Genomic DNA, 24569 nt, shown 5'->3' on the forward strand with positions numbered 1-24569 from the left:
AATTGTTTTGTAAAAGGTAATTCTAAATTTAGAAAAAAAATAATTAAAATCAAATAATTAAAATTAATCTATTTCACTCTCTATTTTTATTTTCAGCTCTGTTAAATTAGCAAACTTTTATCATTAAGTGTATAAAAAAATCCTCCTTCTTCACTTGTTTGGATATCAAAAACGCCTTTTGTGTGTAGTTGGTCTAGTTTTTTGGCAGCTTCTTCTATTGTTACATTTGCTTTCAAACAAAGACGTGTAGCTGTAATATCTCCATGTGCATCTACGGCATGACGAATAACATCAGCATCCGACAAAGGATCTTTTGCTTTTAGTTGTGTTGTAGAGGTTAGTCCTTGCAACTGAAAACGAAGATTTTGCTCTGTTGGAAATACCGACAGTGAAAATTGTTTGATACGTCTTCCAAATCTATTTTTTTCATACTTTTCTTCTAAAAGTTTTTGTTCTGTAAGTTCTGTCAAGACAAGTTGTGCCACCCAATACGGAATAGCTGTGCGCTGATGCAATTCTTGCGCTGTAATTTTGCCTTCATTTTCTTTGATAAGTTGAGCAATTTCTTTTGGACTTACATGACGCAAGGCACGACGAGTAGCCCATTGTTTTACTTCAGAAGCAATAGCACTTACAAGATAAGTTGCTCCTGTTATTACTGCCCATATAAGTACGATTTTCATTAACATATTTCTATTCTTTTAATAATTATAAAAATGGGTTATATTTTATCTAACATTTTTAGTAGCTGTGTTTTGTAGCTTCTAAAATACAAATTTTGGGCAAAAAGTTTACTAAAAGAACTAATTTTAAAGTAGTTTATTATTTTATTTCCTAAATTTTACTTTTATAGCTGCTTTTTAGGTTCTTCTATTTTTAATTTCCCTCCTGCTACAATACTAATTTTTTGAGTCTGTTTGTCAATTTCTTCGAACGCTCTTTCTCCATTATCATCATATTCTCCATACACATTTTTTATTTCTAGCAAATATTCAGTTCCATTTTGAGAACGCATCTTTTTTTCTCCTGTTCCCCAAGCTGGTGGGTCTCCTCCTTCAGAATTTTCAGCAATGGTAACCAAATCAATTAAATTTCCTTTTATATCAAATGTGCAAAGTACAATTTCACGCCCATTTCCCCACGGACAAGCAGGATAAGATTCATATTCTACACCAATAAAAGCAAGCCATTTTTTTTGTTCTTCTAAAAAATAGTATCCCATCTCATAATGATTTACTAATATAGATTCTCCAATATCAAAATTGCCACTTTCTACTGGGTCTTGTTCTTTTTTTAGTTTATTTAATTTAACAAAAGAGGGAAATTGAAGTGCATATCTTTTATCCTCTTCTGTTACCATTTTTTCTAATTTTACTATAAAATCAGTTGGCAATTTCTTTTTTCCTTCAAAAACTACTGTATCTATTAGTAAAGGAAAAACAGTTTTCGAAAAATTATCTTCTATAAAAGGAAGAGTTGTTTTTTCTACTTCACTTTCTACACTTTCAGAAGCAACTGCTATTTTTGTAGAATCCGAACTTTCATCTTGACTTATTGTGCTTGAAGAAGAATTACAGGCTGTAAATAATACAATAAAAAATAATGTAAAAAAACAGGAATAAAATAAGTTGCAATTTTTCATAAGCTATTTGTTTTTTTAAGATTACTATAAGTTAGACAAAATATTCTTATTATAAAAATTCAAAAGTTCTTTTTTGATAGAATATTTTTAGCGATTGGCTCTTTCCTCTTCGCTTTTCTTATAGGCAACCATTAAGGAATTAGAAAATACAAAATCATTCAGAGATTCTACATCCGAATGTACAATTTGTTCTTTTGTGCCTTCCCACTCCTTATATCCGTTACTTAAAAAGACAATATTTTTTCCAATTTCCATAACTGAATTCATATCATGAGTTACTACGATTGTTGTCATATTGTATTCTTCTGTAATTTCTAAAATCAAATTATCAATCATGATAGAAGTCTGTGGGTCAAGTCCAGAATTAGGTTCATCACAAAAAAGGTATTTTGGATTCATCACTATTGCTCGTGCAATTCCTACACGTTTCATCATTCCACCACTAATTTCGGCAGGTTTTTTATCATTTGAGCCTTCTAAGCCTACTCTTTTTAGACAAAAATTTACACGCTCTAATTTATCAGCATCACTCATTCCTCTACTTCTCATGTCTAATGGAAAGCGTACATTTTGCTCTACTGTCATCGAATCAAAAAGTGCACTTCCTTGAAAAAGCATTCCTAGTTGTTCTCTAATAGCTCTTTGCTGTTCTCTATCTGATTCATATAAATTTTTTCCATCAAAAAAAATAGAACCTTCATCTGGTTTTATAAGTCCAACTGTGCATTTTAAAAGTACACTTTTTCCTGTACCACTTGAGCCAATAATTAGATTGGTAACACCTTGTTTGAACTCAGCACTAATTCCTTTCAAAACTTCTTTTCCGTTAAAACTTTTTTTGATGTCTTTTACTGTAATCACTTTTTTATAGAATTATATTAGATAAAATGAATGTTAGAAGTAAAACCCTAAACGACTGACTTTGTTAGTTACGTTTAGGGTTTTATTTGAAATGAATTTATAAGAAAATAATGTTTTTTTATCCGAAAACTAAAGTTTACGGTACAATTTTTCACTCTAAAAAGTAAATTACAAAGTTGTTTAAGAATGAGTTTTGTACGTGTTTTTGTTGGTGTCGCTACGCTAAAACACCAACAAAAGCAGTGCTATTTTTCCATAGAATTGGGTTTGCAAATCCAATTCTATGGAAAAATGAACATTCTTAAACAATTTCTACATTATATAATTACAAATTCCCTCTCAACTCTTGTTCTCTTTCGATGGCTTCAAAAAGAGCTTTGAAGTTTCCTTTTCCAAAAGATTTTGCGCCTTGGCGTTGGATAATCTCAAAGAAAACAGTCGGACGGTCGCCTGTTGGTTTAGTGAAAATTTGAAGTAAATAACCTTCATCATCTCTATCTACCAAAATATTTAACTTTTTGAGTTCTTCCATATCTTCTTTGATATCGCCAACTCGTTCTGCTAAATCTTCATAGTAATTATCAGGAACATAAAGAAAATCCACACCACGACTACGCAAATCTTCGATCGTTTCTAAAATATCATCAGTAGCAATAGCAATGTGTTGAACACCTGCACCTTCATAAAACTCAATATACTCTTCAATTTGAGATTTTTTACGTCCCTCTGCTGGTTCATTGATTGGAAATTTTACATAACCATTTCCATTCGAAACTACCTTTGACATCAATGCTGTATATTCAGTAGAAATGTCTTTATCATCAAAAGTTACGAGCAAATTGAAACCCATTACTTTTTCATAAAACTCTACCCATTCATTCATTTTTCCAAGTTCTACATTTCCAACACAGTGGTCAATGAATTTTAAACCTGTTGATTTTACCTTAAAAAATGATTTTTTAGGCTTATATCCTGGCATAAATGCACCTGTGTAGTTTCCTCTTTCTACAAATTTATGGATTGTTTCTCCATAAGTATGAATTCCAGAAACAACTACTTCTCCGTGTTCGTCTGACAAACGAGTAGGTTCGAAGGCAGATTTTGCACCTCTACTCATTGTATCATAATATGCTTTTTCGGCATCATCTACCCAAAGAGCTAGTACTTTTACACCATCGCCATGTTTTCTGATGTGTTCTGCAATAGGCGAATCGCTAGTCATTGGTGAAGTAAGTACAAAACGAATTTTTCCTTGTTGCAAAACATACGATGAACGGTCACGAACGCCCGTTTCTTGTCCTGCATACGCAACTACTTCAAAACCAAAAGCTGCTTGATAATAATAGGCTGCTTGTTTTGCATTTCCTACATAAAATTCTATATGGTCTGTGCCTTTTAATGGCAAAATATCTTCCTGTGTCATAGTTTTTAATGGTTAGTTATTAGTGAATGGTTTTATTTTATTTATTTAGAAACAAGCATATTATCTAATGTTTCTTCGATTTCGGGTAATGAATCAAAAAGTTCTTTATACGAATTGATAACAAAATATTTTTCTTGAAAACGGTCTTTTATATACGGTGTATGCAAAATCTCATTTACATTGTAGGGAACTCTTTTAGGAATATCACTTTCTAATGAATAGACAGACTCTCCAGCCGAAGACATAATCCCTGCTCCATAAATCCTTAAATTGCCATTATTGTTTATAAGTCCAAATTCTACGGTGTACCAATAGATACGAGAAATAAACTCAATAGAATCTGCATTTCCTAGGTGCTTGAGAGCCATTCGGCTAAGTTCTTCTAAGAAACGACAAAAGTTTTTGTTGGTAAGAATAGGAACATGTCCAAAAACATCATGAAACATATCAGGCTCTTCCAAATAATCCAGTTCTTCCATTTTACGAAGCCAAGTAGTCGCAGGAAATCGTTTGTTTTTGAGGTAATTAAAAAAAGGTTCGTTGTCTATAAGCCCTGGAACAACGACCAAACTCCATCCTGTAATGGCTTTCAAATGTTCATTTACTTCTTCAAAATTAGGAATTCGGTCAGGCTCAAAACCAATTGCTTCCATTCCTTCAAAATAGGCTTCATCAGCACGATTAGGTAATACTTTCATCAAACGTTCGTAAAGAATTTGCCAAACTTGATGATTTTCTTGTGTATATTTTTCGTAATATTGGTGAGAAAGCTGTTCATCTCTTCGTTCTTTTTGTGTCATTGTTTTGATAGTTTATAGATGTGTGTTTTATTTAATATGTGTGTTCTGTATTCTATTATTACGCTAATTCTCAAAAATACGGAATTTTTAGAGTTTTATTTTATTTATAGGGTAATAGATTTTAAAAAAATTATCAAAAATAGAATTCTGAAGAGCCTAGCAAACCTAAAAGTAGAAAAACTACTTTTTTTATTAAATTCGTACAGAAAAAATCACTTACTACCTTTACTTTAATATATAAATGAAAACAGAAATAAATCTAACAGAATGCTATTCTTTATCAGTAGATTATTCTAAAAATAGAATTTATTATACACATTTAAAACCAAAATGGCAAAATGATGATATGATTGAACAATTTCGATTAGATTGGATAAAAGCAATAGATAGCCTACAAAAAAACTTTACTGTATTGGCAGACTTGAAACTTATGCAACCTATGCCTAATAAATTTCAGAAGGTAATGGAAGAATTGCAAAAATATCAATTAGAGAATGGTTTTCTCTATTCAGCCTCAGTTATGTCAGAAGATGATATTGCTCTTTTACAAGTTCAGAGAACTGTCGAACGTACTGAACTTTCTGTCAAACACTTCAAAACAGAAAAACAAGCCGAAGATTTTTTAGATGAAATAGTAGAAAAAATGAAATAAATGAGGAAGTTTAAACTATAAAGATACCTTTGAGGTAGAAAATTGACATAAAAAAAACCGTTTTTATAAATTAATATAAAAACGGTTCTCAGTATAAAACTGAATAGTTGCAGAGAAAGAGGGAAAACCACAAAAACCACTAAAAACACGCATACAAGCACGTAGGTGTGTTTTTTTGTTTGTATTAAGTTTGGCGACAGCATAAAAAGTGCGTTTAGAGTACGTAAATGGCTATTTTTTGGCGACAGCGAAATAAAAAAAACACCTTAGTTTGTGGTATTTTTCTAAGAATAACAAAAATATTATTTGTTTTTAGAGTTTTCTTTTATCTGCTTTTCTAAACTATTGACTTTTTCTATTAAAATAGATATTAAACTTTCTTTTTCTTTAACTAGCTTTTCTTTTTCAATTAGTCTTTCTTTTAAAGTAAACAATTTCCATTCTAAATCTGAATCAGAATTTATAATATTCCTACGGTTATCATCTTGTAATTTTTGTCGCTGCTCATATTCATCATAACTTTCTTTTTCCATACTGTATTTACAATACTCTAAAAATTTGGAAGGATTGAAGTTAAGTATTTCGCATATTCTTAAAAATCTATCTAAAGACATAGCACTAATCCCCCTTTCAATCTTACTGTATGCGTTTTGTGTAACATCTAGTCTTTCAGACATATCTAATTGAGAATATCCTTTTCGACTTCTTTCTGATTTTATTGCTGCATGTATTTCTTTTCCTCTCATAGTAACTATAGTTATAATTAACACAAAAATATACAACTATACTTCATATTTCTATTCTTATAAAGACTATAAAATTAATAAGTGTTAATATTGTAGTATTTTAAGGCTTATAATTATTATTTATCTGTCTTAAATCGTATATTTGAGAAACGAAATAAACTTTTAAGAATATGAATGAAACAAAAAATACCTTAAAAGCTATATTAGAAGCTCACGAAAAGCAAACAAAAATGCCTTTTAAGCCTAATAGAGCTTTTTTTACTCATATAGGAATAGGCTCAAGAAGATTCTACCAATTAATCAGAAATGAAAAGCCTATGATGTTTGATGAAATGCAAAGACTTGCAAAATATTTCAATGTTCACATTTTCGAGCTACACGAGTGTACACTCAAATATTTGTCAGAAGACAATCCACTATCACAAAAAAATAAGCCAGACTACAAAAAATTAGGCTTAATAAAATCTTAGTATTTATCAATTATTATTCATTCCAAAACCTCAAATTATTATGAAATTCTCTGAATTAACAAACGACCAAAAAGGTGCAATTTATCCAGTTTTCGAAAGCGTATGGACTGACAAAAATCTAAATGGCTTTTATATACAATTATATAGACTGTATGTAGATAGCGAAAACAGTAAGAAAGGAAGTAAAAAAGAATTGGAAGTAATAGACCAACTTTTTAGTTGTGTAGGCACTATCATTGGCGCAAATAGTAAAACTGACTTGAAAACGTCCGTAACTCAATTAATAGGTTGTTTTCCTACTTTTATAGATTTGATTTGTAGTAAAGACTTGCAGAAAGCTAGTTATACATTTGAAAAATATACTGATAGTTTGGTATGGCAAAACATTTTTAATAAAAAAATAGCTATTTACGAACGTCTTATTAGTCTTTCTGAACTAGAATTAAAAGAACAGACTAAGAACAAAAAACAACTTATTGCAGCCTAAAAATAGGGCATAAAAAAACCGTTCAGAAGCATTCTGAACGGTTTTTATTGTGTCTAAGTGAAAGATGACAAACTTTTTCATTTGGCAGCCGAAAGCCGAAAAAGTTTACCAATAGGTAAATTTATTCATTCCAGTAAATAAATTATTATACAACGTAAATATTTAAAATACTATAAACATTTAACACCGTAAATATATGGAATTAAACGCAGAAAATACAAATTTTGTTTCAAATAATGGAACAAACAAAGCTACTCAAAAACCTCAAAATGAAGTAGTTAGAAAAAAACAGAGTAAAGAGAAAGAAGTAAATAACGAGTATCTAAGAGTAGGTACAAAATATTATCGTCTTACAGATATGCCAATAAGCAAACACCCAAAAGAGAAAGATAAATACATGTTTGAATCTGTATTGAAACCTTGGGAAAAACAAACTATAATAGATGATTTTGGAAAGAAGTTTTTATATGATATACCTAAATATAAAGGCTTTATTACTTTTCCTTCACATACCGATTACAAACAAAGTGTACACGGTTTTTACAATGAGTACAAGAAATTGAAGTACGAACCAAAACAAGGAGATTGCCCAAATACCTTAAACTTTATAAAACATATTTTCGGTGAACACTACGAATTAGGTTTAGATTACTTAGCTATTTTATATTTGAAGCCAATGCAGATTTTGCCTATTCTTGCGCTTGTTAGTAATGAACGTAAGACAGGTAAAAGCACTTTTATTTTTTGGCTTAATGAGTTGTTTGGTTCAAATGCTACTATCAATGACCAACACGCCTTTGAAGGGAATTTTAATAGTGATTGGACTACAAAATTAATTATTTCAGTAGAAGAAACACTAATCGAAAAAAAGGCAGTCTATGAACGTATTAAAAGCCTTTCTACTGCAAGAAGCCACAAAACAGAAGCAAAAGGAAAAGATAAAACAGAAGGTAAGTTTTTTGGTAAATTTATCTTATGTTCCAATTTTGAAGAAACATTTATGCCAGTTGATGCAAAAGAGATACGTTTTTGGGTACGTAAAATACATACTTTTGAAAGTAAAGGAGTAAAAGAGAATGTAAATATGTTAGACACTCTAATAAGTGAAATCCCTTTTTTTCTTCATTTTTTAAAAGATAGAGGCATCAAAAGTAAAAATGAAACTCGTATGTGGTTTACTGAAAAACAAATTCATACAGAAGCATTACAGCGTGTTATGGATGCAAATATGTCTAAATCTTATAAGGCATTAAAAAATTATATAGGAGATATTTTAGATACCTATGATTTGGATTTTGTAGAATATCAAATGAAGGAGCTTATGGAAATAGTGAAAGAGGAAGGTTTAAAAAGTGTAGAAAAATCATATCTAAAAAAAATATTACTTGAAGACTTTTCTTTGACTGCTAGTAATCCCAAAAAATACAAATACTACGATGAAAGCAATGAAGACATTAGTAAAACAGGTAGGTGTTACCGATTTACTAGAGAATGTTTAGGATTAGAAGCAAAAACGGAAACTTTGAAAAAAGAAGTCGTTGAAAATGAACAGGTTAATAATGCTATTGATAATCCTTTTATTGATGCTACGGAACAAAACACCAAAAACTTAACAAAAGATTTATTTTAAAGATTTCTTACACGCTTAAAATACATCCTAATTTTGCGCCTTCAAAAAAACGTTACTTTTGTTACTTTGTTACTTTTTTTTATAAAATCTAGTTCTAATATACTGTAAAGCTAATTTTTTCTAAAAAATAAAGGTAACAAAGTTGGTAACAAATCGGTAACAAATTGAAAGTGTTTAGAAAGTGAGTAGTAACAAAAAAAATAAATCTTCATTTTGTTACCAGTTTGTTACCACTTTTGTTACCTAGTTAATAATCTGTTTTTCAGTTAGTTAAGGTGTTAAAATGGTAAAAGGTAACAAAGTAACTTTTTTTTTGAACTCTCTACACACACTTTTTAAAATTAGGTTTTGAAAGAAAAAAGTACAAGACTTTAAATTTATTTACAAGTTGTTTTTTTTAAGCACACAACCCAAAAGGTAGAATGAACTATACAGTAATAAATAATTTCCTCAATGCCTTTCATTGCGAACTATTCGTAATAGCATTGATACATTTTGACAAATCAAAACCTCAATTAAGATTTATTTGTACCAAGGAACGAATAAACCAAAGTTTGAAATTTTACGCTGCAAAGAACGTACAAGGCTATAACATTTATATAAGACCTCAAACATACAATGTTATACTACTTGACGATGTAAGTCGTGAAAGTCTGTCAGAACTAGCAAAACTCGCACCGTGCGCCCTTGTGGAAACCAGTAAAGATAATTATCAAATTTGGTTTCAAACTTCTTTCAATCCAGATAATAGAGAACACGCTTTCCAAATTTGCAGAAAACTAGCAAACGAACATGACGCAGATAAAGGAAGCGCAGAACCTGACCACTTGGGGCGATTGCCTTCATTCACAAACCAAAAAGAAAAACACAAAAAAAACGGTGTCTTTCCTACTGTTATTTTACACAAAAAAAAAAACGCTTTTCTACTATTCCTATTGGATTTGCCAAAGACTACGATTTGAATATTACTCATTCTAACAACTTTGTTGGTTGTGTGCTTAAAAAAAAGGAAAAGCAAGGAATTGACAGAAGCCGACAAGATTTTAATACATGTTGTATGCTCATTAGGCAAAACAAAACCGATGAGTTTATTAGAAATGAATTATTAAAGAACAGCGAAAAGGCGCAAGGTCGTAGAGATAACTATATTGATACAACAATCAAAAACGCTAGAAAGCGATTAAATAGATAATCAAAAACAGAAAACAGAAACAACACAAAAACAGAAAAACAGCTATACACAAGCGTACAGCCACAAAACAGAAAATAAAAAGATAGACACATACTAAAAAACCTACCAGTAACCAGTACATATTCCTACTACATTAAAGGTATATGTATAGGTTTCTGATAGGTTTTTATAAGGTTTTATAATGGTTTTCATAAGGTTGCTATTTATCTCTAATTAGTCAAAAACAGACTATACAGCAAGGAAACGCATATAATAGAGTACAAAAGCCGTATATCATTGAAAAAGGTCAAAATCAAGGTTTCAGTAAGGTTTATTTTGAGGTAAAAATGGTGAAAAACAGCCTTTATACTATCAAAAATAAAGATTTTATACAAAATATAGTCAGAATCACTAAAAAAGCTCAAAACAAGGTTTTACTAAGGTTTTACATAGGTTTTCATTCTCATAAACAGAACAAAGAAGGAACAAACACCGACCAACAGCAGCCTAAAAGCTCCCAAGAAACACCAAAACGAAACAGAAACAGAAACAAGAAACAGCCGAAACAACACCGTAAAGGCGTGTTTCAATAAAAAAACAATAAGATACACACAGGAAAGTCAAAAAAATAGGTTAGAAATGAGAGCCAAAAAAACAGAAAGATAGGAAAATCAAAAAACGCCCTCAATTATCTTGTAATAAGGATTTGATAAGGTTTTTTGATGGTTACAACGCATTTGTTAGAACGAAGGAACGCAACCGTAATACGCAGCCGTTCCAAGTCAAAAACAACGGAACGAAACAGTAAAAAGGAACGAAGGAACGCAACCGTATAACGCAACCGTTCCAAGGCAAAACAACGGAACGGAACGAAGGAAACGGAACGATTAAAAAACGCTTCTGTTTAGTCTGTTACAAGGTTTTACTAAGGTTTTTTGAAGGTTTATAGGAATAGCCAAAAAATAGAATAGTCAAAATCTAAAAATTACTATTTTCTCTATTCCTTACAAGAGAAAAATATTTTGATGAGAACAGGAGTATAAGAAGCTGAGAGCATGGCAAAATTAAAAAAGTGTGTTTGCAGCCTACAAACAATGATTCGTAAAAAAGTCAGTTTTTGAAGTGGTTAATTTTATAGCTTTTTCTTACTTCAAATTTGCACCAGTAGAAAAATCAATCAAAAATCATCTTACCCTATCAATTTACTTTTTTGCTAAGTGTGAAAAGTTATAACTTTCAAAAAGTGTACATATAGCTATTAGAGTATAAATTTTGAGGTTTTTGTAATTGTTGAACTTTGCTAAGTGTCAGATAAGGAACATAAAAACGTATCATAAAAGGCAATTAAGCCGTATATTAGTAGTATAGAATAAATAAAAAGAGAATGGCAAAAGAAATAATCAAAGAAAAAAAATGTTTGAGTTGTGGTACAATTCTACCAAGAAAATCAAGAAGCGATAAAAAAACGTGTTCAGACCGTTGTAGAAAAAAATATAGTGAATGTATCGCAACCGTAGGAAATACCGAATACAAAAGAAGTGAAATTTCAAAGGAAGGTAAAGAACTATTTGAATCATTAGGAGAAATAACAGAATACGTAGAACACGCCCAAAACTTAGCATTATTTAGTGATACGCTAAAAACCGAAGAAGATGAAGAAAATTACAAAGCTAAATTCAAACTTCATTTAGTTTACTTTTTAGAAAGGATTAAATATTTAGCAGAACAAAAAATTGATGAAGTAGTAGGCGTGGATATTTCAGAAGTTCAAAATATACTTGACGAATTAGACGACAGAGACAACGACAGAAACGAAAATTTATTTAATTAAAACAAACCAAAAAACAGTAAAAAAATGGCTAAGAAAGCAACAACAGCAGCAACCCCACAAGAAGGAGTATTTAATATTTACCGAGTAACAGGAGGGGGCAAAAGGGCGCAATTTATGAGCGCAGAACAGGCACAAAAAGAGTTCGAAAAGCGTGAACGTGCATTGATGAAAAAAGAAGAAGGTTTTAGTTTAAAACTTTACGGAGCTATCAAAGTAGTAGGAGAAAAGACAGAATGGGAATTACTCCAAGAAATAACCTATTCTGATGATGCTTTTGAGGACTAGAAAAATATGTAAGACGGTTTTTTTGGACTTGCCATAGTCTGATAACAAATTAAGTGTAGAACAAAATTCTATGCTTTTTTTGTGCCTAAATTTTAGAGTGTTGGAAATTTATTTTTTATTTTTTCAGAACTGTATGCACCAAGTCCACGCATGTAGTTACGTGTTTCGTCTAAATCTGCGTGCCTACATTGTTGCGAAATTTCTATCATATCAAGACCGTTTTTGTATGCCTCTATTACTCCCGTATGTTTCCACGAGTATAAAGTATATTCTTTTGGGATTTTTAGCCTATTTCTAATCTTTGAATATTCCTTTGTGTAATGTTCCCTTTGTGTGGGAATATTGGAAGGAGTGCCATTTTTTCCAAAAAGATAAGAATCTGAATGATAAGACAAAAAACCAGTTTTATATAAAATTTGCATGAGCTGAACAGGTATATCTATACGCTCACTTTTTTTGTTTTTTGCTATTTCTGCAGGTATGTATAATTTGTTTGTATCGGTTTCTATATAGCCAATTTTTAGTAATCGTATTTCATTAGGACGTGCAAAAGTATAAAACATAAATTGACACATGAGCCATAAATTAGGATTTTCTATACTAATTACTTCTTTTAGTTTTTGTCTTTGTTCGTTTGTGTAAAATTTATGAGCCGTACTACTACCTTCTTTTAAGTTTTTAAAACCACTCATTACATTAGTATCAACATAATCTAGTTCTTTTAAGTCAGATAACATTATTCGAATAGTAGAGCCGTAAGCATTTCTAGTTCTATTGCTAATTTTTCTAGTTTCTTGTACTAGATTCAAATATTCAATTACATGAGATTGTTGTAAGGCACGAATAGTAAGACCTTTGTAATTTTCTGTTAGAAAATCACAAAAGTTATTTATTTGACTTTTATACCGTTCTTTTGTTTTTTTTCTTAGTCGTGGATAAGCAGAATTTAAAGCATATTGAAAGGCATTTATAGCCGTTTCAGATTGTTTTTTTTCTTCCTTTTCTGCAATAGCAACCTCAATTTTTGAAGGAGCATATATATTTTCTTTTTCTAAATCTTTGTTTATTATTTCTACCAGTTCAAGACTAGCATTTTTATAAAGTCTTTTTCTAATTAGTTTTTTTGTTTCATTACTCCAAACCCAAAACTCAACATATTTTTTTACTCCATCGACTAATTTTGCAGGTTTATAAGGAAATTTTTTGTTTTCGTGTTTTGCCATTCCTAAGTTGAATAAATCTAAGGTAATAATAAAGCCAATCGAAAAAGAGATTAGTAGGTTTTGGCGACAAATTGGCGACAAGGACATAAAAAAAGCCTTCACTATACCGTGAAGGCTGATTTGCAGAGAAAGAGGGATTCGAACCCCCGGTACCTCACGGTACAATGGTTTTCAAGACCACCGCATTCGACCACTCTGCCATTTCTCTAAATGAAATCTTACAAAAAAGAATACTTATTTTGCAAAACTTATGTGGTGTTGCCCTTAAGACGATACAAATGTACCACGCTTTTTTTGATTATACAACACCCTAACCAAACTTTTTTTGAAAAAGTTCGATGTTTTTTTGTTTTTAAAATAAAAGTGATTGACTTTCAATAGGTTAGTGTGTTACTTTTTTTTTAGAAAAAATCGCTTTTTTTACATATTGCTCATTTTTTGATAATGAGTTTCCTAAAAATCTTTCTTTATCAAAAAAACACTAATAAATTTATTCTAAAATTGCCTTCACAAATTAAATTCTTATCTTTGAAGTACAAGAATCGAATTTTCATTTCTAGCTCACTAAAACTAAACAAATCATTTTTTATTTAGATTGTACTAGAAAAAATCAGAACTCATTTTGAGTTCCATTCAAAGAAATAAAGATACACACAAAAGCAAATCACATAAAATAATACGTTCTTATGGCTGAAATCCTTATTATGCCACGCCTTACCGACACAATGGAAGAAGGCGTTGTAGCAAGCATACTCGTAAAAGAAGGCGACAAAGTAAAGTCAGGCGACCTTTTGGCAGAAATTGAAACTGATAAAGCAACAATGGAATGGGAAAGTTTTGTTGATGGCGAAGTCTTATATATTGGTGTCAGTGAAGGTGATGGTATTCCTGTCAATGACCCAGTTTTGATTTTGGGCAAAAAAGGAGAAGATATTTCAGACTTAAAAGCAAAGTTTGGACAGAGTGGAGAAAATGGAAATAGCTCTTCTGAGTCTAAAGAAGAACCAAAACAAACAGATTCTAAAAAAGAAGTAGAACAACCAAAACAAGAAAAATCTTCTACCAAAAAAATTGATACTTCTTCTATCAATGCTATCGTTCTTCGTATGCGAAAAATGACTGATACAATGGAAGAGGGCGTTTTGGCTTCTTGGCTTGTAAAAGTAGGTGACAAACTCAAATCTGGTGATGTTATAGCTGAAGTAGAAACAGACAAAGCAACAATGGATTTTGATATCTATGATGATGGCGAAGTACTTTATTTGGCAGCAGAAGAAGGAGATAGTGTTCCTATTGACACACCAATTGCTGTTATTGGAGAAAAAGGAGCAGATTATCAAGCTCTTTTAGATGCTGAAAGTTTAAATAGCTCTGATACTACCAATGAACAAGAGCAAAAAGAAATAAAAGAAGAGGTAAAATCAGCTTCTATGTCGTCTTCAAGTAGTTCTACTTCTTCGAATGCAAATTCGGAAGGACGCATATTTATTTCTCCTTTAGCCAAAAAAATGGCAGAAGAAAATGGGTATGATATTAATCAAATAGAAGGGAGTGGCGAAAATGGAAGAATTACTAAAAAAGATATAGAAAACTTTACTCCTCAAAAAGCTGCTTCGTCTTCATCTAAAACAGAAACAAAACAGGTTTCTGAAAGCCAGTCTAGTCAATCAAACGGACAACAAGCTCAAAAATCAGCACCAGCTTTTGCACAAGAAGGAACACAAGACGAAAAAGTTTCGCAGATGCGTAAAGCCATTGCAAAAAGTCTTTCAGCTAGTAAATTTACAGCACCTCATTTTTATCTAACGATTGCTGTAAATATGGATAAAGCCATCGAAACACGCAAAATGCTCAATGGTCTTTCTGATACAAAAATTTCATTTAATGATATTGTCATCAAATCAACAGCTTTAGCACTCAAAAAACATCCAGCTATCAATGCTTCTTGGCAAGGTGATACGATTCGTTATTACGATAATGTTCACATGGGCGTTGCTGTGGCAGTAGATGAAGGTTTGTTAGTTCCTGTGGTGCGTTTTGCAGAAATGAAAACACTTTCTCAAATAAATACAGAAGTAAAAGATTTTGCAGGAAAAGCAAAAGACAAAAAATTACAACCTTCAGATTGGGAAGGAAGTACATTTACAATTTCTAATCTAGGAATGTTCGGCATTGAAGAATTTACGGCTATTATCAATGCTCCAAATGCATGTATTTTGGCTGTTGGTGCAATTACTCAACAACCTATCGTAAAAGAAGGTGAAATTGTAGTTGGAAATATTATGAAAATGACTTTATCATGTGACCATAGAGTGGTTGATGGCGCAGTTGGCGCAGCATTCCTACAGACTTTGAAGGAATTTATGGAAAATCCTTTGAAAATGTTGGTCTAATTTAATTTATGCTAGATTAATTTCTAATCCCTTTCTTATTATTTTAATGAGAAAGGGATTTTTTTTCTTTAACTTTTTCAAAAAAAATTTGTATTTCTACTAGAATCAATCTAATTTAAGTGTTCTATTTTTTTACTCTTTCTTTAGTCATTATATAGCTAGTTTTCAGAATGAAAAGGCACAACAAAAATAAATGTATGGACAAGTTTACTTCTCAAAATAAATTACTTTTTACTTTCTTACTTTTTATAGTATGTTTTTTCGTTATGCCTATAAGTAGTTTTGCCCAAAACATAGAAACACAATATAAAACTGCCAAAAATCAAGGTAATTCTAATAAAGCAGGAAAACTAGCTTATCAAATAGGACAAAGATATTATAGAGAGGGAAACGAACGAGAAGCAATTAATTACCTCAAAGAAGCTACTGATTTTTCACTTAAAGTAAAAGACTATGGAAATCTAGGAAAAGTATATTCCTTGCTGGGAGTAATTTATAAAAAAAATAAAAATTATAGTTTAGCTATTTTTAATTATAGTAAAGCAACACAAGCCTACAATTTGCTTGGGAATAAAAAAATGGTAGCTAGTTCGCATTACTTAGAAGGAATATTATATGCTGATGCTCAACAATACGATAAAGCTATTACTGTTTTGAAGGAAACAATACGGATAGCTAACCAAGCTAATGCTACCGACCTAGTTTTGCAAAGTACCGAATACCTGTCCAAAATATATAGAAAAAAAGGAGATAATAGCAATGCTAATTTGTATGAAAAGGTAAAAGAGGAGATAAAAGACCAAGCCCAAGATGTAATGGCTTTGGAAGAACAGAAAGATGCTCTATTAATAGACTCTGCATCAATTAGTAAAACAGAGCTAGAAAAAAAGAAAAAAGTAGCAGAAAGTATTTCAGAACAACAAAAAGTAAAAACACTTACCATAGAAGAATTATTAGAAAGAAATAGTTTTAAATCTGATAGTTTGGAACAACTTCATGCAAAATCAGTTGCTGCACGAGAAGCAGACAAAAAACTCTTTACTTATATTGTCGCTGGAGCAGCCGTTTTCGCTATTATTCTAATTATTTTTATTCTTCTTCAAAGCAGTACTGTAAGAGCAAAAAAGAAAGCTAACAAAGAATTAGCCTCAGCAAATCACGAACTGGCAGCCAAAAATGAGGAAATTGAGCAGCAAAAAGAAATGATAGAAAAAGAAAAAGAACGCTCAGAAGCATTACTACTCAATATTCTACCAAAAGAAATAGCCGAAGAACTAAAACATAATGTAGAGTTAAAACCACGTTCTTACGACCAAGTAACTGTTATTTTTACAGACTTTAAAGGTTTTACACAAGCAGCCGAACAACTTACCCCAGAAGAACTCATCGACGAACTTGCAGAGTGTTTTTCAGAATTTGATTCTATTTGTGAGCGTTGGAATTTGGAGCGAATCAAAACTATGGGTGATGCCTATATGTGTGCAGGTGGTGTTCCTACTCCCAATTATACAAATCCTGTGGATGCAATCAGTGCAGCTATGGAAATGCAAGAAGTCATAGAACAACTAAAACAGAAAAAAATATTACAAGGCAAACCCTATTTTGAGATGCGTTTGGGAGTTCATACAGGTGCAGTTGTGGCTGGTGTTGTTGGAAAAAAACGCTTTGCTTATGATATTTGGGGCGATACTGTCAATCTTGCTGCACGAATGGAATCTAGTGGAGAAGTAGGCAGAGTAAATATTTCAGAATATACTTATTCGCTTGTAAGAGATTATTTTTTCTGTTCGTACCGTGGAAAAATTCAAGCTAAAAATAAAGGCGAAGTAGATATGTATTTTGTCGTTTCTAAGTTTTAGGAAATGGGAAATAGAGATTGGGATTTAGGAATTGGAGAATTACAAATAAGCCAATTCTATTTTTACAATAAAAAATACTATTTCAATAAAAATATTCATTGTCAAAAGAGCTTTTTTTAAAAATTCTATCCAAAAAAACAGAGCACTCATCATGAAAAAAAAGTACCTTGTTCTTATTATTGCGCTTATTTTATTGCTTTTTGTTCCTTATGATTGGGGAAAAGCTCAAAATTATAATCGTCGTCAAGTAATTTCTAAAATTAGAGATTATGATGCAAAGCGAAAACGTGCCTTAAAAAATGGAGATTACAAAACAGCAATTAGTCTTAGTTGGCAAATTGCAGAAAGTTATCATCTTATCAAGCAAATAGGTTTGATGGTGCGCTACTATGAACGTGCAATTTATTCTGCTGAAAAAAATAATGACAAACTCTTAGAAGCAAGAAGTCACGAAAAACTGGGCGATAAATATGAGATGCCTGATTATTTTACAAAAAAAAATAGCCAATATCAAGAAGCTGCACAACTTTATAATGAAATAAATGAATTTGAGAAAGAAGGAAATATACTTCGGAAAATAGTAAAAATTACGCACAAAGAAAGAGATTATGAAAATCTAATCCCGACAGCCGAAACACTTTTAGCAAAATCTGATACATTTCAAATCACTCGTCAGGACAGAATAAATCTTTCTACTGTCTTGATGGAAGCACATACCAAGCAAGGAAGTGAAGAAAAGGTAAAACTCTTCGAACTCATGTGGGAACAGGCACAAAACGAAAAGCCAGACCCTAGAGATAAAAAAAGAGAATTAGCAGAAGCCATGCAAATTGACCCTATGCTACTTTCTCAAAGAGAATTAGAGTTTTTGCGTACCCAAAAGAAAGAACTTACACTTGATATTGATTCTCAAAAATATGTTATTGAAAGGCAAGGATTAGAGCTTCAACTCAAAAACCTTGACTTAAAAATGAAAGAAACGGAAGGCAAAAGACAAAAAGCTGAGGCTGAAAAACAAGCCTCCATAGCAAGAGAACAAGAAGCCGAAGCAAAAGCACAAAAAGCAACCAATAATCAGTATTTGATTGGTCTAATTGGTGGTGGAATCGTTCTTCTCCTTTCAGTAATTGCTTTTGTACAAAAATTTAATAGTAACAGAAAACTCAACTCCAAAAACAAAGAAATTGACTTAGAACGTCAAAAATCAGATACCCTTTTACTCAATATTCTTCCAGAAGAAACAGCACAAGAACTCAAAGAAACAGGACATGCACAACCTCATTCTTACGACCTTGTAACAGTTATGTTTACAGATTTTAAAGGCTTTACACAGATTTCTGAAAAATTATCACCTGAAGATTTAGTCAAAAAATTAGAGTATTGTTTTACCGAATTTGATAAAATTTGTGAGAATAATAATCTAGAAAAAATCAAAACCATTGGCGATGCGTATATGTGTGCTGGTGGCGTTCCTGTGGCGAATACTTCCAATCCAAAAGATGCTGTAAAAGCAGGGTTAGAAATGCAAAAGTTTATGAAAGATTGGAAAACTTACCAAGAAAAGTTAGGAGAACCAACTTTCGAACTTCGCTTAGGAATTCATACAGGTTCTGTTGTAGCTGGCGTTATTGGTAAAAATAAATTTGCTTACGATATTTGGGGAGATGCTGTAAACTTGGCTGCAAGAATGGAGTCTAGTGGAGAAGTTGGAAAAGTAAATATTTCTGAAACTACATACAATCACGTCAAAAATGATTTTGAGTGTGAGTATAGAGGGAAAATTACAGCTAAAAATAAAGGGGAAATAGATATGTACTTTGTGAATACAGTTATCAGTTAAGTATTTATAACCGTCGTTGAGGCTTTGCCGTCAACGAGGTTTCAAACATAATCCTCAACGACGGCAAAGCCTCGTTGACGGTTGAAAAGCAGAATAATTTAGAGCATAAATTTCAATTATATGTTGGTAAAAAAATTGAGTGTCAGTACAGGAATTTTTTGGGTAGAAATACCAGAAGCAAACGTTTTTATGCTTTGTGGCTGTCCTGCCGATGCTGTCAAACATTTGAAAAAACGAGGTCTTGTCGAAACAATAGACAAAAAGATAGGTCAAAATATCGTTTCTTATGAATCGGGTCCAAACTGTATTTTGCTTTCTGAGGTATTAATGCAAAATGGAAGTTTTTCTAATTTGATAGAATTTCCTGCCATGCAGATGCTTTATTTGCAAGGAATGGGAATTCCGAATCATCCAAATAACACAGGAATTCGTCCGATGATTATTGGAACAGATGAGCAAATCGAAGCTCAGATGAAATATTTTTATCGTGGAAATTATGGTTTGATAAATAAAGAAGAATACGAAGCAGCAGGAGTAACAGGTGAAACTGCCGAACAAATGATGCGTATAAAACTCAATTTTGCGTTTGGAAAAATCAATCCTACCGATGCAATTTTGGATAAAAGAGTAATAGAAGAAGCAGAAAATAAGGATGAAGTAGAAAAAGAAAACAAAAAAACTGAAATCCGAAATGGTGTTTTTATTGAGCGAAAAGGATTTAATATTTATGAGATTAGTTATCAAGATGAAAGTGTTGAAGTAAATCTAAATCTAGGTGCAGAAGACCGTTATGAAGCTCCGTATCAACTCGGTTATCATTATTTGAATAGAGAATATTTTGCTGTCGTGCATTCTGGCGAGGGTGACGGTTGGGACATAAACCGTCCTTGTATGGCGAGTATTCTTATTTTTCAAGGAAAAATTTATTTAGTTGATGCAGGTCCAAATATTCTGACAAGTCTGAATTATTTAGGAATTAGTGTCAATGAAATTGAAGGTATTTTTCATACCCACGCTCACGACGACCATTTTGCAGGACTTACTACACTTATCCGAACGGATAGACGTTTTAAATATTATGCAACGCCTTTGGTTCGTTCTGCCATTACCAAAAAATTATGTGCTTTGATGTCTATTGAAGAAAATAATTTTTCTAACTTTTTTGATATTCACGACCTTAATTTTGATGAATGGAACGATGTCGACGGACTGGAAGTAATGCCTTTGTATTCTCCTCATCCTGTCGAAACGAATTTGTTTTATTTTAGAGCAAAATGGAAAGATACTTACAAAACGTATGCTCATTTAGCTGATGTAGTTTCTTTTGATGTATTCAAAAAAATGACAGAAAGAAATGATAATCTACAAGTTTCTCAAGAATGGTATGACAAAATCACGCAAAATTATTTGATACCTGCTAATCTCAAAAAAATTGATATTGGTGGTGGAATGATTCACGGACAAGCAGAAGATTACCGAAAAGATGATTCTAAGAAAATCGTTTTGGCGCACACACACAAGCCACTCACTTTCAAAGAGCGTGAAATTGGTTCTTCGGCAGCCTTTGGAATGATTGATACGCTTATTCCTGCTAGTCATGATTATTTATTTGATTTTGCGAGTAAGTATTTGCAGTTTTATTTTCCTAGCGCACCTCAGCATGAGGTCAATTATTTGCTTAATCATTCGGTTAGGCATTTCAATGCAGGAACAATTTTATTCAAAAAAGGACAAAATAGCGAATATGTTTATTTGCTTATCACAGGTTCGGTGGAGTTTATAGATTCGCAACGAGGCAATCAACATGTTTTGCCAGCAGGTTCTTTGATAGGTTTTTATTCGGGTTATTTGGGTGGAAAAGCTCTTGAAACCTACCGAGCAGCCAGTAATATTACCGTTATTCAAATTCCTTTACAATCGTATCACGATTTTGTAGAACGCAATGATTTGTATAGCGAACTCAAACGAGTAGAAAAAAATATTTTGTTTTTAGAAAATACGTGGCTTTTTGGCGAGGTGGTTTCTTTTCCTATCCTGACACGCATAGCCAAAGCGATGACCCAAACAAAAGGACAGGAAATAGAGCTTTCTCAAAAGTATATTCTCTACATCATAGAAGAAGGAACAGTAAACATAAAACGAAATGGAACACGAGTAGAAACCCTACAAAAAGGCGATTTTTTTGGTGCAAACGAAATACTGACAGCCGAAAACTGGGAAGAAAATGCAGGACAATACAGCGTTACACTTTCAAAAGACGCTTCTCTTTTTGCCATTGCAGCCGATTTGATACAAGAAATTCCTGTCGTTTATTGGAAGGTTATTGAAAGTTATGAGAAACGGTTTAGGAGGGTTTAGGAATTTATGTGTAAACGTTCTTATTAATTATGATTAACTATTCAAACAAAAATGAAGAAAATAAATGTAGAAGCAAATAAATCATTTTATCAAGGTTTTGTTCTAAGTGAACAAGAGTTAAGAAGATTCAATGACCTAATTCAAGAACAGCTTAAGAAAGAAGAGAGTGGGGATATACAGAATAGCTTTTCTGTTATTTTTGAAAATGGTGTAGTTGCAGAAACTTATGATATAGAGGAAATATTTATAATAGAAAATAGTGGTTCATCTAAAATTGTAAAACTAGAGGTAGTTTGCGAGATACTAGATACTAGACGAATATCCTTAGAATTTACAAATACTGATTCTGCTAATGCTTCTACTGAAGTCAGTATTCGATATAATATCAATGGATTAACTAGAGATTGGGTATTTGTAACTAGTTCTTTGATAGAAGAAAGAATAAAGAAAATTAAAAGATGGAATTTAAGTTATGACTCAAAAGGCAGAAAATACCGACATTTTAGTGTTATAATTATTCCGTTATTTATGCTTATTCCATTAATATTCCTAGTTTTTGGTGGCTTTACAAAAAGAAGTGATACAATTAAAGAAATTAGAGCTGACTATGAATCAGGTAAACTTACTGAACCAATAGAGGCTCTGTTAAGAATACAGGAAAGTGGACAAAGTTTAGAAGGATTAAACCCATTGAAGTATATTTTTGCTGCTCTAGGAGTACTTATAATTTCTGTAATAACTATTTATTTTTATTTTCTATGGCTTTATCCTGTTTATAATTTCTGTTGGGGAGATTATTTAGAAACTTTCAGAAAAAGAGAAAGTTTACGTAAAACAGTTAATACAGTTGTTATAATTGGTCTAGTAATCTCAGTAGTTGGAGGTTTGATTGCAAATTATATAGGAAAGTAACCAGTTAGGTTTAAAATAAAAAACTATTTCAAATAAAACATATAGTACAGAAAATGAATAATTTATCTCTTGCAGATTTTTTAAGGATAGATGTGAAAAATAGAGCAAACCTTGATAGTATATTTAGCTATGTAGATTCTTATCTGAACGAAATTCAGTCAAGTGATTTTGCAATAAATAAAGTTAATATACTAGATACTATTATTAATAAGTATATTGATTGTTGTTCACATTTATTAGATAATGATTTGGTGCTTCTAGATAATATGAAGAAATATACAGATCAATTAAAGACGGAAGTAGTAGTAAGTCCTTCTCCTATTTCTATAAATCTTTCTTCCCATTATTCGATTCTGTCTTCTGCAATATCATCTTTAATACCATTATCATTTTCATTTAGAAAACAACGAAATATTGCGATAAAAAGAGCATTTAACTTATTGTATAGCGAGTTCATAGCAACATATAAAAGAGTTTTAGAAAATAGTCATTATATAGAATTTGAAGGATACTTCAACCCAGATAATACAAGTAAAGACAGAATAAAATTTTTGATTGAGAAGTGCATACGATTAATAGAAGAAGACACCTCCCTAAAAAAAGGGTCTAAAAATAAAATTACAAAAGAATTTGAAATAATATTGAGTCAATTAGATTCAAATAATTCTAACTGGGCAGTCATTACAGGTAAAATAAGAGAAGCTATTTTTATACTAGGTGCTTTAGGTGGAATCGCTACTGGTGCAATAAATATAATTAACAAAGTTGAAAGTTCAGATATTAAGAATAATATTTTAGAAACTGTAGATATTCTTCATCAAATAGAAACTGAACTTGAAGATTCAGTAGTGATTACTCCAGAGATATTTTTGGAAACATTTACATTTAGTAATAAGATTAGAGTAAAAAAACAAGAATTTGAATTATTAGAACCTTTAAAAATAGAAGGTAAAAATAAAGAAGAGTTTTTTACTGATTACGAAGAAGTAAATTCTGAAAAAAAACAATAATTTGATACGTTCTTGTTGGTCTTCCAAATTCCTACAATCCCTCGTTGGTCGTAGATTATCCCCCTGCCCTTGCTCGGCTTTTTTTATGGCTATCGCTCGTTTTTAACGAGTGATTTATATGTATTCGGCTTGTAGCCGTGGTCCGTGGTTTTTGTATTTGACCAACAACTCAAACACATATACTAAGTAGTTGTACAAAATTAATAATACATATAACTGATTAGCGAGTGATTTATATGATTTTTAAGATGAAATACAAGATAAATACAAATGAAAGTTAGAAAAACCTAAGTAATAATATCTTTTTAATACTTATTTTGTTTTTATTGTATTATCCTGTAATTATCATAGTAATCATAAAACCGATAGTTCGGCGAAGCCAAATCACTTGCTAATAATGTCTTACTACTTAGTAAGCTAAAACTACTAGTCTGAATAGCTATTAAATTAGAAAAAACCTCTAATTATTTCAACTTTAAAATTAGATAAAAAAATGAAATATTACTTTTTGTTCTTACTTGTTTCAAGTTTAATGAGTTGCGACGTACCTGGAGTTATAGAAGTTAAAAATAAACTTGATGAAAATATTAAAGTTACTTGTTCTTTTAAAAATCAAAATGAATACTCTCAAATACATATTAACGAAATTCAACCTAAACAAGTAGGTTATGTAATGTTAGGATTTAGTACACGATGGGATAAGGCATTTGTGGATGAGTATAGAACAAAAATTGATACGATATATCTAAAGGTGGGAAAAATAGATTATGTATGTTACAGTTCTGAGTGTAAGGAACAATTATTTAATCTATCCAATAGAAAATCTAAACGAAAGATGAGTATCGATATAGATAGTAGCCTTTTAGCAAAAACATTTAGCATTTTAACTTTACAGAATAAACAATAATTATTATAAAAATCATAGTGAGGTTTTTTTTGTGGCTATCGCTCGTTATTTAACGAGTGATTTATATGT

Annotated in this window: 22 protein-coding genes and 1 tRNA gene; 15 read left to right on the forward strand and 8 right to left on the reverse strand. The window is 31.4% G+C overall.

The annotated features are described in order from the left end of the window. Positions 1–101: 101 nt before the first annotated feature. The 5 genes from ACE193_RS06185 to ACE193_RS06205 all read right to left on the reverse strand — a co-directional run bounded on the left by ACE193_RS06185 (position 102) and on the right by ACE193_RS06205 (position 4726). Complete coding sequence (locus ACE193_RS06185; protein ID WP_375562136.1) at positions 102–683, reverse strand: hypothetical protein; 582 nt, start codon at positions 681–683, stop codon at positions 102–104. 164 nt (positions 684–847) lie between these two features. Further along, a complete protein-coding gene (locus ACE193_RS06190) occupies positions 848–1642 on the reverse strand; it encodes a hypothetical protein (protein WP_375562137.1) in 795 nt (264 codons plus the stop codon). An 87-nt stretch (positions 1643–1729) separates the two neighbouring features. Then, positions 1730–2503 (reverse strand): ABC transporter ATP-binding protein, encoded by a 774-nt coding sequence (locus ACE193_RS06195; protein ID WP_375562138.1) that lies wholly within the window; start codon positions 2501–2503, stop codon positions 1730–1732. A 325-nt stretch (positions 2504–2828) separates the two neighbouring features. Continuing rightward, positions 2829–3926: a 4-hydroxyphenylpyruvate dioxygenase gene (hppD, locus tag ACE193_RS06200; protein WP_375562139.1), complete on the reverse strand. Its 1098-nt coding sequence runs from the start codon at positions 3924–3926 to the stop codon at positions 2829–2831. Between the two features lie 41 nt (positions 3927–3967). Continuing rightward, complete coding sequence (locus ACE193_RS06205) at positions 3968–4726, reverse strand: phenylalanine 4-monooxygenase (protein ID WP_375562140.1); 759 nt, start codon at positions 4724–4726, stop codon at positions 3968–3970. Positions 4727–4967: 241 nt separating this feature from the next. Here ACE193_RS06205 and ACE193_RS06210 point away from each other — a divergent pair, with 241 nt between their 5' ends. Continuing rightward, entirely contained in the window at positions 4968–5378 is a 411-nt protein-coding gene (locus ACE193_RS06210) for a hypothetical protein (RefSeq protein ID WP_375562141.1), read from the forward strand. A 302-nt stretch (positions 5379–5680) separates the two neighbouring features. Here ACE193_RS06210 and ACE193_RS06215 read toward each other — a convergent pair whose 3' ends face one another. Further along, a complete protein-coding gene (locus ACE193_RS06215; protein ID WP_375562142.1) occupies positions 5681–6124 on the reverse strand; it encodes a helix-turn-helix domain-containing protein in 444 nt (147 codons plus the stop codon). A gap of 170 nt (positions 6125–6294) precedes the next feature. Here ACE193_RS06215 and ACE193_RS06220 point away from each other — a divergent pair, with 170 nt between their 5' ends. From ACE193_RS06220 to ACE193_RS06250, 7 genes are all read left to right on the forward strand, one after another. Continuing rightward, positions 6295–6594: a hypothetical protein gene (locus ACE193_RS06220; protein ID WP_375562143.1), complete on the forward strand. Its 300-nt coding sequence runs from the start codon at positions 6295–6297 to the stop codon at positions 6592–6594. A 40-nt stretch (positions 6595–6634) separates the two neighbouring features. Next, positions 6635–7081 carry a hypothetical protein gene (locus tag ACE193_RS06225; RefSeq protein ID WP_375562144.1) on the forward strand — a complete coding sequence of 149 codons (447 nt, stop codon included), beginning with the start codon at positions 6635–6637 and terminating at the stop codon, positions 7079–7081. Between the two features lie 196 nt (positions 7082–7277). Further along, on the forward strand, positions 7278–8711 hold the full coding sequence (locus ACE193_RS06230; protein WP_375562145.1) for a primase-helicase family protein: 1434 nt from the start codon (positions 7278–7280) through the stop codon (positions 8709–8711). A gap of 422 nt (positions 8712–9133) precedes the next feature. After that, positions 9134–9673, forward strand: coding sequence for a DNA-primase RepB domain-containing protein (locus ACE193_RS06235; protein ID WP_375562146.1), 540 nt, complete (start codon positions 9134–9136; stop codon positions 9671–9673). Positions 9674–9705: 32 nt separating this feature from the next. Then, positions 9706–9903 carry a hypothetical protein gene (locus ACE193_RS06240; protein ID WP_375562147.1) on the forward strand — a complete coding sequence of 66 codons (198 nt, stop codon included), beginning with the start codon at positions 9706–9708 and terminating at the stop codon, positions 9901–9903. Between the two features lie 1363 nt (positions 9904–11266). Next, entirely contained in the window at positions 11267–11713 is a 447-nt protein-coding gene (locus ACE193_RS06245; protein ID WP_375562148.1) for a hypothetical protein, read from the forward strand. A 24-nt stretch (positions 11714–11737) separates the two neighbouring features. Next, a complete protein-coding gene (locus tag ACE193_RS06250; protein WP_375562149.1) occupies positions 11738–11998 on the forward strand; it encodes a hypothetical protein in 261 nt (86 codons plus the stop codon). A gap of 92 nt (positions 11999–12090) precedes the next feature. Here the strand turns inward: ACE193_RS06250 and ACE193_RS06255 are convergent, their stop codons facing one another. Together ACE193_RS06255 and ACE193_RS06260 are read right to left on the reverse strand one after the other, a co-directional pair. Continuing rightward, positions 12091–13308, reverse strand: coding sequence for a tyrosine-type recombinase/integrase (locus tag ACE193_RS06255; protein WP_375562150.1), 1218 nt, complete (start codon positions 13306–13308; stop codon positions 12091–12093). Between the two features lie 36 nt (positions 13309–13344). Further along, positions 13345–13429: transfer RNA gene (locus ACE193_RS06260), tRNA-Ser, on the reverse strand. A 478-nt stretch (positions 13430–13907) separates the two neighbouring features. Here ACE193_RS06260 and ACE193_RS06265 point away from each other — a divergent pair. The 7 genes from ACE193_RS06265 to ACE193_RS06295 all read left to right on the forward strand — a co-directional run bounded on the left by ACE193_RS06265 (position 13908) and on the right by ACE193_RS06295 (position 24500). After that, positions 13908–15614 carry a pyruvate dehydrogenase complex dihydrolipoamide acetyltransferase gene (locus tag ACE193_RS06265; RefSeq protein WP_375562151.1) on the forward strand — a complete coding sequence of 569 codons (1707 nt, stop codon included), beginning with the start codon at positions 13908–13910 and terminating at the stop codon, positions 15612–15614. A gap of 197 nt (positions 15615–15811) precedes the next feature. Then, entirely contained in the window at positions 15812–17473 is a 1662-nt protein-coding gene (locus ACE193_RS06270) for an adenylate/guanylate cyclase domain-containing protein (RefSeq protein WP_375562152.1), read from the forward strand. A gap of 151 nt (positions 17474–17624) precedes the next feature. Beyond that, complete coding sequence (locus tag ACE193_RS06275; RefSeq protein WP_375562153.1) at positions 17625–19313, forward strand: adenylate/guanylate cyclase domain-containing protein; 1689 nt, start codon at positions 17625–17627, stop codon at positions 19311–19313. A 120-nt stretch (positions 19314–19433) separates the two neighbouring features. Next, the gene (locus ACE193_RS06280; RefSeq protein ID WP_375562154.1) at positions 19434–21671 is read left to right on the forward strand and encodes a cyclic nucleotide-binding domain-containing protein; all 2238 of its coding nucleotides are present in this window, start codon (positions 19434–19436) and stop codon (positions 21669–21671) included. Positions 21672–21722: 51 nt separating this feature from the next. Beyond that, positions 21723–22583: a hypothetical protein gene (locus tag ACE193_RS06285; protein WP_375562155.1), complete on the forward strand. Its 861-nt coding sequence runs from the start codon at positions 21723–21725 to the stop codon at positions 22581–22583. Positions 22584–22636: 53 nt separating this feature from the next. Then, complete coding sequence (locus ACE193_RS06290) at positions 22637–23593, forward strand: hypothetical protein (protein ID WP_375562156.1); 957 nt, start codon at positions 22637–22639, stop codon at positions 23591–23593. 493 nt (positions 23594–24086) lie between these two features. Then, positions 24087–24500 carry a hypothetical protein gene (locus ACE193_RS06295; protein WP_375562157.1) on the forward strand — a complete coding sequence of 138 codons (414 nt, stop codon included), beginning with the start codon at positions 24087–24089 and terminating at the stop codon, positions 24498–24500. Positions 24501–24569 lie beyond the last annotated feature (69 nt).

This window comes from Bernardetia aquimarina (assembly GCF_042180575.1).
In the GTDB taxonomy this organism is placed as follows: domain Bacteria; phylum Bacteroidota; class Bacteroidia; order Cytophagales; family Bernardetiaceae; genus Bernardetia.